Raw genomic sequence first — 12,455 nt, forward strand, 5'->3', positions numbered from 1 at the left:
GAATTCCATTGGGATTCTTTTTTTCTAATTTGTAATAGCGTAAATTTTCACTGTGAATTTGCTAGTGGCACCAATTGGACTTGCAATATAATATTTAGTATTTGTGTAAGCTTCAGTCGTAGATTCATGTGAAATATTTTTCCAACGAGTGGAATCTATTCCCAGGGAAACATCAATCATTACATTGAAAGAAATAGTAGAAGGATAATCTTTTTCTGAAGGCTCAATAACCCATTTTAATTCTTTTGTACCTACAGGTAAACTATCAATTTTAAAGTTTTGGCTGGATCGATTTTGTTGCCCTGATAAAGGACTAGATTCAGATGCTATTTGCGAAATTAATATTTCTTTTTCATTTGAATGTATACCATTTAATTTAATGATACTATCAATTAAACCTGGACCAGGAAAATCAGCTGCGATGATACCAGAATGTTTAATTGCGCCTTGTTGTAAGAGTTCGGTCCCAAGTATATTCATCCCCCCATAGTATACTTGTCCGTTTCTATCGCGAGGGAAATCACTCCACGCATTAGTGGAATTCGTTTGAATCAATTTAGGACTACTGTCAGTATTTCTGCCTTCTTTTCCGCTTGCAACAAACCAAGGATATACATTATTTAAAAATGCGGCTGCGCCCCCCGTACCACTAAAATGATTGAGGTAAATTTTTCCATTATTAAAGTTAGTATTTGTATTTTGTAGATGGTTTTTTATCGCAATCCATTTTGTGTATATTTCGTTTGGTCCGCTTCCAATTTCAAATTTATCTTGTATATTCAAACCTTCGTAATCAATCCCGTACAATTGAGTGGATGTAAAGTTTTGTAAGATTACAATTTTCCCGCGGGTATCTCCTAAAGTAGGATTATTTCTATCTGAAGTTTGTACGGAATTAGGATCCCAAAAATATGAAGCATTAACGTTTTTGTATTTTAAAAATATCTCCTCAAATGATAGAGATCCATTTTCAGGAGTAGTTTCTTCTTTTAAGCGCATTAATATTGTTTCTGTTGGATGAGCTTTTAAAAATTGAATGGTCTCTTTCAATACATCTTCAAACACAGCTTTTTGATTTACAACACCATGATACATTGCAAAAGAATCTTTTACACGTTTAACACGCATATCTACATATCGAATTCCGGAATTTAATTGTTGGGATAAACTCATAGTTTGATTTCTTGTCAAATTTTCATCAATAAAACTTGCTCCATGTAAAGCCATTGTACCGTGAGTCCCTGGAATAGATATTTCACTTATTTTTGTTGAATCTTCTATTTTCGCCATCCACGATGGATTTTGATACCCTATATTGGATTCATAGGAGTAACCTGGATGACTATTAGCTAAAATAGTAGATGGTGTACTTAAACTTGCTAGTGTAATACAAGTAAGGATACTAATTTTAAAGAAATTTCTCATTTTTATTTTGTTCATTTTTTCTCTCCTGACCTTTAAACAATTGTTAGATGATTTTTTACTATATTTATTGTTTTTCATTCTTAAGATAATAAATTTTTGTATTTGAAAATAATTAACAATAGGGGGAGTAAGTTATTTGAGACTTTAATAATTTGTTATTATAAATTGTCTCTAATAGCCAAATGGATTATTGAAAAATCGAAGTATAGCCTCCCAAAAAAACAACTGTTTATTGCATTGAATACAAACAAAACAGAAGTCCTAAAAAAGACTTCTATTTTGTGACATATAATGAATAATAAGGTGGTAAACAAATCAAGATAATGTGATTGAGTGGTAAAAATTTATTAATAGCTGTTTTAGAATCTCTTATAACAAGGCTGATTACAAAAAGCGGATCTCTACACTGCTAATAAAAATTGAAAAATTCTACTCATTAAAACTTAGACTAACTACAGTTGCAATTGATTGGGCTGCATGTTCCCAGCTTCCATCTATAACTTTACCAATTTGCTGACCAAGTGTATTTAAATCATTTGGATTAACTGGAATTCCATTATACGCAGCAAGAATTGATAAAAGTGGAGCGGCAAATGGTGTCCAACCACCTCTATCAATATTAAATACAGGTTTATCTAGTACCTTTCCATCTTGTACTGTAAACTCATAATAAAATTGATCATCTGGACGAAAACTTAAATGATGAGAAATTTGCCCCTTAACATATTTTTTTCCTGCACCTAGGTTTACTACTTCTATTTCTTTTACATTAAATTCATGTTCAAATACTTTAATTTTTTTGACTTCTGGACCATTTAAGGCAGCTTGAACGGCTGTTTCCAAATTATTTTGTGCCAAAGGTTGAATACTCGATTGTGCCTCTTTGTGTTGAATAGGAGCCTCTTTTTCTGCAGCAAACACCGAGGTAGTAGGTAGTGCACCTGTAGCTAACGTAGCGGCAAGTGCTGTTGTCATAATGATTTTTCTTTTCATCTTCATAGTTTTTCTTCCTCTCTTAAAGTTATGATATATAATCTTTTAAAGACTGACACGGTGCAATTTTTTTCATAATGCACGTAAAAAATTAGTTTAAGAATTATGTGAAATCTTGTCAGAAAATTAAAGTTAATTATATATGTATTTAAGATGATATCTATCTACACATATTTTTTCAATTTTTAGATAAATGAAATAGTAATGACTTCTTAAGAATTAATTTAGCACCTTGTTTATCTAGAAAAGTCCTATAAACACATTTAATTCATAGTAAAAGTAATATATTTGATATTAAATGTCTTGCATAATGCGATAAAAGTTCACAATTTTTTTATCATTATATACAGAAAAAGGTAACGAAACTTAAGCGATATGTAATACTTGTCATAGTTGTGAATTATGTAAATCTATTTAGTGTAACAGCTAAGATGTTAGATCTTGTTTTTCTTAAAAACATTACTTATTCGGATTCATGAAAAGGATTTTAATGGATTAGTTTGATTTGATATAAAAAGAGGACGCATTTTTATTTGCGTCCTCTTTTTATGATAATTTATTTTACAAGTTAAGAAGAATCTTTGATCATCTAAATAAATTCTATCACCCTATTAGGAGATGCTAGTAGAACAATATGGACTTTTATTTAGTTCATTTTCTAACAGTTCGTTTAATTCAATACTATAGGCAAGCATAGTACTTAGTTCAGAACCTTCTTCTATTGTTTTATTGATAATACTCTTTCTTGGTACTATTCTAAGTATTTTTCAGCTAGGTAAGAGGGGTATGTTGAAATAGGAGGGCCCATCTTAAAGTAGGATAAATTGGTCTTTGAAATCGGTATACAGTTCTTTAATAAATATAGTTTTTGCAATATATCTTTATCTATGGGATGAAGCATATAATCTGTCATGATGAAATAATTGTGATGGTAGATAAATACTTTTCCTTCTGGTAAAACCGCGTGACGAGATAAATTTGGATAAATAGGTGGTCCATCTGAAAATTGATTTAAACTACGTTGTGAAACTTTAATAATTTCTTGAACTGAAAATTTAAATTTGCGAAATGCAATGGTGTCAATAAATGGACGTTTTTGATTATTTTCTATATAAAATAACTCTCCTTTTTCACTTTGCACAACCCGTAGATTTGGAATTGACTCTGTAAGGGTTATGGGGGGCCCTTCTGTATATTTGTAGATAAATGGATCGGGAATTAAGACAATTTCATTTTGATTATATTTGAAGTAAGAAAGCATATCTTTCGAAATAAGCCTGCGTTTAAAGTTATCAATTAAAAATACTTTACCTTGTGAATTACTAAATAAAATACCATTTAAATCTTTTGAAGGGAGGTTAGCATATAGGTTTTGGAAAGAGAATGGTGTTTTAAAAGTAATATCGAGCACTTTGTTAATGGGATAAAAAGGTTGAAATGTATTTAGGCGTTTCCAAAACATTGCATCTCCAGCAAACCAATATAAAGGATTTGTATCCCAATATCCACAGTACTTTTCATAGACTTTTAATAATATTCTTCTAGTATGCATAATTGAACAATGATCTACAACATTAGCAGCTGTATATAAAATTTCCGAAGCTTCTCTCACAAATTCATTTGTAGGTTGTAGGTTATAATCAACATATTTTACGTATTGGGAAGAGTAGACTACATCAATTTCAGGATGTTTTTCTAAGAAAGACAACATTTCAGCTAATCTGTTTGGAAGGTATATAGTATCATCTGTTAAATAGCAAATATAATCCCCACAAGTTAATGGTAGTGCCTCATTGATAAGTGTTGCATATCTTGTAGTTTTATATCGTTCATCATCTTGTATAAAACTATTCGTATAAGTAATTCGAGGATCCTCTAGATAATTTTTTATGACATTTATAGTTTCTGGACAGGAGTTATCATCCATAATAAAAAGTTCCCATTCTTTATAAGTTTGCATTAGAACACTTTCAATAACTTGATTAATTAATGATGGCTTATTATAACTAGTAAGGATAATTGATATTTGGGGTTGCAAAGTCTTCACCTCTATTGAGAATATTGAATGTGTTTTTCTAGTGAAATCTAATAATTAAAGCTTTATCGACACTTTCTTTTTTATACTTAAATAATTTATGACTTTTTCATAGATATGGTATGGACTATAGTGGAGAAAAAAGAGACATGGGTGAATATAAATACTGCTATTAATTTTTTATAGATAAAGAAACCTTTTTTAAAATTATCGGAACGGTTTGTCCTTTCTATTTATATAATAACGTAACTGTTTTTGTATTTATTGATAAGGAGGAGAGAGAGATTTGCCTAAAATTTCAGTTATAATGACAAGTTACAATAAGCCTGCGTTTGTTGAAAAATCTATATTAAGTGTATTAAACCAAACCTTTCAAGATTTCGAGCTTTTTATAATGGATGATGATTCAGATGAAATGACCCAGAAGGTGATTCAACCATTCATAAATAATGAAAATGTACATTTTTATAAAAGTAATGTAGCTCATATTTCTGAAAGGACAAAAAAAGTAAGATATGCCGCTTTAATTAATGAGGCACTTAAGCATGCTAAAGGAGAATATATAACTTATATTACAGATGATAATCAATATGAAGAAGAACGTCTTAAAAAGATGTCTAGTTATCTTGATGAGAATAAAGATGTTCAAATTATTTATTCTGCATCAAAAACGATTCATATAGATGAAACAGAGATGCCTATTAAAACGGTTGAGAGACCTGCAAAAAAAATTACGAATAATGCTCCATGTACAATTGATCATTGTTCTATTATGCATAGAGCATCTGTTTTACCAATTCTTGAAAAAAGGTGGAATTCTTATTGGGATGAAGATCCTCAGTTTTACCGGATAGGAGATGCACGCTTCTTTTGGAGATTAAATCACTATTGGGATTTTTATCCCTTAGATGAAATTTTAGATATCAATTATATTACTCCCCATTCAATACATGCGCAGTTATTTGCAGAAGAAAAAAATGAATTTGTGCAATTATTACCACCACAAAGAACATGCAAAGAATTAAGGGAAGACTTAAGAAGAAAAAGAGGGTGAAAAATTGAGTGACATTTATTTGAAAAATTACTGGCTATTAAATTTAGAGTATATAAATATTTTTTCAAGGTTAAAGCATTATAATATTCCTTTACCATTACTGAGTAATTTTTATCAATATTTAGATGAAGATATAAAAAATAAAATGAAAGATAATAATTTTTACAAGCAATTGTCAATTGAGCCAATAGCAGAAACACAGTTACAGTTAGAGTTTGAAAAAATAATGTCTGTATTTCAATCAAAAATAAAAAGAAAAAACCAAAATGGAGCAATCCTCCTAAATTCAGATTATCTCCGTTTTTCAGTAAGTAACTTTACTCACTTTAATCCAAATCAAACAAAGATATTAACTAGATCAAAAAAGACCGAACTCTACGGTCTTCCTACAGTTTGTGCACCAGATTATATAAATAAATCTGCTAATACCGCACATGTTTTTATAGAAAAAGCTAAAGAAATCTTTTTAAAGTTTAATAAGCACCCACTATTTTCAAACCTCTTTTTTCAAAAAAAATTACTAAGCGACCTTCCTATCATGATTGAGAAACTTAATATGGCTCATTTTATTTTTAAAGAACAAGATATTTCTGGTGTGATTGTCGGTACTACGGAAGATATAACAAGTAGAGCTCTTACTTTTCTTTCTAGTAGTGAGGGTATACCGAGTTATTGTCTGCAGCATGGTGCAGTAATGGGGGAAGAAGCATACTTTCCGGTTTTCGCAACAAAACAGGTCGTATATGGGAAATATGAAGAAGATTGGTACCTTCAAAAAGGGGTCAGTGAATCTCAAATCGAAATACTAGGGCACCCCAGATATGATGAGATCTTTGATAGAGTATATATGGATAAAAAGAATCTTTTTAATAAATTAAAAATAGACCCCTCTACAAAAGTGGTTTTTATTGCAACCCAGCCATTTAAAACTTCATTTTATACTGAATTGACAGAAAAGTTAGTGGAAGACAAAAATATTACGGTTATTATAAAGCCACATCCTTGGGAAAAAGGGCGTAATTTAGTGGGAGAATATATTAAGTTAAGTAACTTATATCCTAATGTTAAATATATAACAAATGAAGTAAACATATATGATGTTATTTTACATGCAAATCTTGTGGTTATCTCAAATTCAACAGTGGGATTAGAGGCAATGTTATTAGATATACCTGTAGTTGTTTATAAATCTTTATTAGAGGAAAGGGATTATAAATATTACGATACATTAGATTGGCTTGTAAATCATTCTATGGAGGATATGACTAGCACGATTAAAAAGGTTCTAAATAATCCTTTACAATCAAATTTAGCAAAAGAATTAAGAAGAAAATTTATTAATGAAAACTATCCGCAAGAAGCATGCACAAAAAGATTAATAGATTTAATTCAAATTGAAAAAGATTAAAATCGTCACCATTTATAAATATTTGAAGTAAAAGATTATATCCTCAGTTTTCAATGATTAATATGTATTTTAAACTTGCAATAGAAACGTATGTTTCTATATCCGGCAAACTAGTTTATCTCTCAACAAATGGATTGCCTATGGAATTACAAACAAGTTGAAGAGAGGTTTTTTGCTAAAATTATTTTTTAATATGAGGAGGTATATATTTTCATGTTTTTTAAAGATAAAAATGTTTTAATTATTGGTGGAACAGGAACAATTGGAAAAAGCATTCTTTCTAATGTTCTACAGGAAAAGCCAAAAGTGGTAAGAGTTTTTAGTAGAAGTGAATACAATCAATTTGTATTACAAGAAGAATTTAGGGATAAAAATCGAAATATTCGTTATTTAATTGGGGATATTCGTAATTATGATCGAGTATTTAGTGCGATGGAAAATATTGATTATGTATTTCATGTGGCCGCGATGAAGCATGTTTCGTTTTGTGAATATAATCCGTTTGAAGCAGTTTTGACCAATATTTTTGGAACACAAAATGTAATAAAAGCGGCAATTGCTCAGAAAGTAAAAAAGGTAGTTTTTACAAGTTCTGATAAAGCGATTTCACCAACAAATAATTACGGTGCAACAAAATTGACTGCTGAAAGATTGATTACGTCAGCGGAATATTCAAAAGGTTCAAGTGAAACGACATTTACAAGTGTTCGCTTCGGAAATGTGATGGGATCAAGAGGCTCTGTCATTCCTTTATTTGAAAATCAAATTAAAGAAAACCAAAAAATAACTGTAACGGATCTTAGTATGAGTAGATTTATGATGACACTGAACCAAGCAACTATGTTAACAATTGAAGCAATGAAAATAGCAAAGGGTGGTGAAACTTTTATATTAAAAATGCCAGTTATTTCATTAAACGATTTAAGTGAAGTGATGATAGAAGAAGTTACAAAGTTATATGGATTGTCCAAGGAGAATATTAAAATTGAAGAAATTGGTTTAAAACCGGGTGAAAAAATGTATGAAGAACTTATGACACATGATGAATCTTTACAGGCTTTTGAATTACCAGATATGTTTATCATTCCTAGCCCATTAAAAAAGGGTACTCAATATGAAAATGCAAAAAGGGCGAAGGCAGGCTTTTACCGTTCTGATAATCAAAATGCTATTTCAAAAGAAGAGCTTAGAAATTTAATATTAAACCAGCAGCTATTAACAGGAGGGGAGAAAATATGAAAATATTAGTAACTGGTGGTGCAGGTTTTATTGGTAGGTGGGTTGTAAAGAGATTATTGCAGGATAAGCATGAAGTATGGATATTAGACAACTTAGCAAATTCAACTACTGCAAATATTACCGAGTTTGCACACGATCTAAATTTAAAACAATGCATTCAAGGAGATATTAAAGATAAAAAATTAGTTGCTCAATTATTTGAAAATAATTCATTTGACCTTTGTTATCATTTAGCAGCGAGTATCAATGTTCAAGATAGTATAGATGATGCTAGAGCAACTTTTGAAAATGATACAATAGGTACTTTTAATTTGCTAGAACAATGTCTTAATTATGATGTCAAAATGGTCTTTATGAGTACTTGTATGGTATATGATAAAGCTACTAATATACAAGGGATATCAGAATTAGACCCAATTAAACCAGCCTCTCCATATGCGGGATCAAAAATTGCTGCTGAAAACATGGTTTTATCTTACTATTATGCTTATAAGCTACCAGTAGTGGTTATTCGCCCATTTAATACGTATGGTCCATTCCAGAAAACAGGTGGGGAAGGTGGGGTTGTTGCCATTTTTATAAATAATAAATTAGATAATGTACCACTGAATATATATGGGGATGGAAAACAAACGAGAGACCTTTTATACGTTGAAGATTGTGCAGATTTTGTTGTGGCAGCAGGATACTCTGCAAAAGCAAATGGTCATATTATCAACGCTGGAACAGGGCAAGATATATCCATTAATAAATTAGCAGAATTGATTTCGGGAAATAAAGTAAGCATTCAACATGTAACTCATATCCATCCGCAAAGTGAAATTCAAAAATTATTATGTAACTATGAAAAAGCAAAAACAATATTAAACTGGGAACCAAAAGTTTCTTTAGAAGATGGAGTTATTAAAACAGAAGAGTGGATTAAATCTTTAAAAATTAATCCTAAGGAGAAAGAGTAATGGTAAGGGGAATCCTCGGTATGCATGGAGGAAAGCCTGTTAGAGAAACTTATTTACCATATGGCCAGCAACAAATTGATGAATATGATATTCAGGCTGTTGTAGATGTATTAAAAGGGGATTTTTTAACAACAGGACCAATGGTTCAACAGTTTGAAGAGGCTATAGCGAAATATGTGGGAGCAAAATACGCTGTTTCCTTTTCAAATGGTACAGCTGCATTGCATGCTGCCTGCTATGCAGCAGGCATAACTGAGGGAGATGAAGTAATTACAACTCCGATGACATTTGTAGCAAGTGCAAATTGTATTTTATACCAAGGGGGAAAGCCGGTATTCGCTGATATTGACAATGGAACATATAACATTAGTCCTAAATCTATAGAGGAAAAGATTACAAACAAAACAAAGGCTATTATTCCCGTACACTTTACTGGGCAGCCTGTAGAGTTAGAAGAAATACAAAAAATAGCAAAAGAAAACAATTTGATTATCATTGAAGATGCAGCCCACGCATTAGGAGCCACATATAAAAATAAAAAGATTGGTTCAATTGGTGATATGACAATGTTTAGCTTTCATCCGGTGAAACATATTACTACCGGAGAGGGGGGGGTAATTACCACAAATAATCCTCTGTTTTACGAAAAACTTTTTCAATTCCGTACGCACGGAATTGAAAAGAATCCTCGAAATCTTCTTGAAAATCATGGGCCTTGGTATTATGAAATGCAATTCTTAGGTTACAACTATAGAATAACGGATATACAAGCTGCTCTTGGCTTATCACAGTTAAATAAATTAGACTCTTTTATTAAAATTCGAAAGAAATATGTAGACATTTATAATAAAGAATTTAGTTGTTTATCTGAAATCATCATACCAAAGCAATTGCCTCAAACCGATTCAAGCTGGCACCTTTATATTATTCGTTTAAATACTAAATTATTAAAATGTAATCGAAAAGAAGTTTACGAGGCATTACAAAGAGAAAATATCGGTGTGAATGTGCACTATATACCCGTACATTTGCAACCGTTTTATCAAAAAATAGGTTATGGAAAAGGTATTTGTCCGCAAGCAGAAAATGTATATGAGGAAATTATTACGCTGCCTCTATTTCCTAAAATGACAGAAGCTGATGTGTGGGATGTAATACAAGCTGTGAGAAAAGTTCTTTCGTTTTATAGAGTTGCTAAAAATTAAATGAAAGGGGTGTTATTAAAATTGCAAAACCAAAAATTGTTAAGAGCAGTTACAAAAGGTGACATTAAAAAAGGAGAGATTATTACAGCTAATAAAGTAACAATGGAATTAAATGTTGTAGAAAATGCGCTGACCGAGCTTGAAGCAGAGGAATTATTACCTCAGGTAGCTGTATATAATTTGTCTGCAGGTACCCCAATAACAAAAGAGGTTATTGAACCTCCAAAGGTAGTAATAATTGTACTTTGCCGCTTAAAATCTACTAGGTTACCTTTAAAGGCAATATTGCCAATACACGGAGTTTCTTCCATTGAACGATGTCTTATAAATACATTAGCTATTCCAGGAAAACACCAGGTCATACTTGCTACTTCAGATATTGCACAAGATGACCCTTTGGAAAAATTTAATTTAGACGGGAAAGTTAAGATTTTTAGAGGTGATCCAGAAAATACCGCTGATCGCATGTTCCAAGCTGCAAAACAAGAAAATGCAAATATTGTCATACGGATTACAGGGGATTGCCCAGCTGTGTCACCTGAAATAAATACTTTTTTACTAGATGAACATTTGAAAAGTGGTGCAGACTATACACAGGCAGAGTTAAGTACGTTACCTGTTGGAACAGCAGGTGATATTTTTACATTAGAGGCAATCGAACGATTACTACAAATCCCAAAACCTTTAACTTATGCAGAATACCTTCCGTTTTATTTTATTAATAATCCACATTTATTTCGTATCAATGTAGTGAAACTTCCTCCAGCAGTTTGTTATCCTACTTGGAGGTTAACATTAGATGAACAACCAGATTTAGATATGTTCAATGAACTTTATAGAGGTCTGAATGTAAAATCTAAACCTTTATTCTTTCATCAAATAAAAGATTACATCCTTCGAAACCCTGAACTTATTGAAATTAATAGTCATGTAAAATTGAAATGGGCAAATCAACAATCATTAGTAGATGAGTTAAATAGAGAAACGATATTATAAATTAATAAATTGTAGTGCTTTTAGTGAGGAGGGAGTATCTTGCTTGAGAAAAAAATTGCCTTTCGCGCCGACGCATCTATTGAAATAGGTACCGGTCATATTATGCGTTGTTTAACACTGGCCCACGAGTTACGGAATAAAGGTGCTCAAGTATATTTCATTTGTCGTAAGCTAGAAGGTGATTTACATCAATATATTTTAAATAAGGGATTTTGTGTGTTTGTATTAGATGGAGATGGTGAAAATACAAATTTCTTAAGTTCAGAACACGGGAGTTATTTAAATTGGCTCAAATATCATTGGTTTGTTGATGCACAGCAGACCAATGATATTTTGTCGCAACTTCCCAAGTGTGATTGGTTAATCGTTGATCATTATGGATTAGATAATAGGTGGGAGTCTGCTTTAAGAAAAACTGTAAGGAAAATCATGGTAATCGATGATCTTGCAAATCGAATGCACGACTGTGATTTGTTACTAGACCAAAATTTATACGATAACCCTAATGATCGCTATAAAGATTTAATACCAGAGCACTCATTAGTAAAATTGGGGCCTAAATATGCTATATTACGGCCAGAGTTTCATGCTGCTAAGAAATTTTCACGAAAAAGAACAGGAGAAATTGAGAGGATTTTTATTTTTTTTGGTGGGCATGATGTAACAAATGAAACATTAAAAACATTAAGAGCCTTACAAAATATAAATCAAGATAACTTAAAAATAGACGTTGTGGTAGGAAGCCAAAATCCGCATAAAGAGGAGATTCAAACTTATTGTAAGAGTGTTTCTAACGCTTCATATTATTGTCAAATAGAAAATATGGAAGAGCTTCTCGTACGAGCGGATTTAGGGATAGGAGCTGGAGGAACAACCACATGGGAACGCTGCTTTCTTGGATTACCTTCTATTACAATTACAACTGCCCAAAATCAAATTGAAGTAACCAAAGCTGTAGCAAAGGTTGGAGCTACATGGAATATTGGTACAGCTGAAAGTGTTTCGGATAAAGCAATTATGGAATGTCTAAACAAACTTTTATCAAATTCTAAAATAGTGAAAGAAATGTCTAATAAAGCTCTTTCTATACAGTGTGCCAGTAATTCAAATGAAATAGCAAAAAATATTTTAGGAGGATAGT

At 31.4% G+C, this 12,455-nt stretch carries 10 protein-coding genes; 7 read left to right on the forward strand and 3 right to left on the reverse strand.

Annotation, left to right across the window (positions count from 1 at the left end):
* Positions 1–24: 24 nt before the first annotated feature.
* The 3 genes from MR167_RS11935 to MR167_RS11945 form a co-directional block, all read right to left on the reverse strand.
* Positions 25–1,440, reverse strand: a complete 1,416-nt coding sequence (locus MR167_RS11935) for a phosphatidylinositol-specific phospholipase C (RefSeq protein ID WP_242314717.1) — start codon at positions 1,438–1,440, stop codon at positions 25–27.
* A 414-nt stretch (positions 1,441–1,854) separates the two neighbouring features.
* The gene (locus MR167_RS11940) at positions 1,855–2,424 is read right to left on the reverse strand and encodes a hypothetical protein (RefSeq protein ID WP_000782791.1); all 570 of its coding nucleotides are present in this window, start codon (positions 2,422–2,424) and stop codon (positions 1,855–1,857) included.
* Between the two features lie 745 nt (positions 2,425–3,169).
* Positions 3,170–4,456, reverse strand: coding sequence for a glycosyltransferase family 2 protein (locus MR167_RS11945; RefSeq protein WP_001183018.1), 1,287 nt, complete (start codon positions 4,454–4,456; stop codon positions 3,170–3,172).
* 283 nt (positions 4,457–4,739) lie between these two features.
* Between MR167_RS11945 and MR167_RS11950 the strand changes: the two genes are divergently transcribed.
* From MR167_RS11950 to pseG, 7 genes are all read left to right on the forward strand, one after another.
* Positions 4,740–5,507, forward strand: a complete 768-nt coding sequence (locus MR167_RS11950; RefSeq protein WP_001124407.1) for a glycosyltransferase family 2 protein — start codon at positions 4,740–4,742, stop codon at positions 5,505–5,507.
* Positions 5,508–5,511: 4 nt separating this feature from the next.
* A complete protein-coding gene (locus tag MR167_RS11955) occupies positions 5,512–6,915 on the forward strand; it encodes a CDP-glycerol glycerophosphotransferase family protein (protein ID WP_242314719.1) in 1,404 nt (467 codons plus the stop codon).
* A gap of 213 nt (positions 6,916–7,128) precedes the next feature.
* Positions 7,129–8,154 (forward strand): SDR family NAD(P)-dependent oxidoreductase, encoded by a 1,026-nt coding sequence (locus MR167_RS11960; protein ID WP_242314721.1) that lies wholly within the window; start codon positions 7,129–7,131, stop codon positions 8,152–8,154.
* Complete coding sequence (locus MR167_RS11965) at positions 8,151–9,113, forward strand: dTDP-glucose 4,6-dehydratase (RefSeq protein WP_000699376.1); 963 nt, start codon at positions 8,151–8,153, stop codon at positions 9,111–9,113. The genes MR167_RS11960 and MR167_RS11965 overlap by 4 nt, the downstream gene beginning before the upstream one ends.
* Positions 9,113–10,318, forward strand: a complete 1,206-nt coding sequence (gene pseC / locus MR167_RS11970; protein WP_242314722.1) for a UDP-4-amino-4,6-dideoxy-N-acetyl-beta-L-altrosamine transaminase — start codon at positions 9,113–9,115, stop codon at positions 10,316–10,318. The genes MR167_RS11965 and pseC overlap by 1 nt, the downstream gene beginning before the upstream one ends.
* A complete protein-coding gene (locus tag MR167_RS11975) occupies positions 10,319–11,314 on the forward strand; it encodes a cytidylyltransferase domain-containing protein (protein ID WP_242314724.1) in 996 nt (331 codons plus the stop codon).
* A 39-nt stretch (positions 11,315–11,353) separates the two neighbouring features.
* Positions 11,354–12,454, forward strand: coding sequence for a UDP-2,4-diacetamido-2,4,6-trideoxy-beta-L-altropyranose hydrolase (gene pseG, locus MR167_RS11980; protein WP_000890380.1), 1,101 nt, complete (start codon positions 11,354–11,356; stop codon positions 12,452–12,454).
* The last annotated feature ends 1 nt before the right edge of the window (position 12,455 follow it).

The sequence above is a fragment of the Bacillus cereus group sp. BfR-BA-01355 genome (assembly GCF_022663675.1).
Classification (GTDB): domain Bacteria; phylum Bacillota; class Bacilli; order Bacillales; family Bacillaceae_G; genus Bacillus_A; species Bacillus_A thuringiensis_S.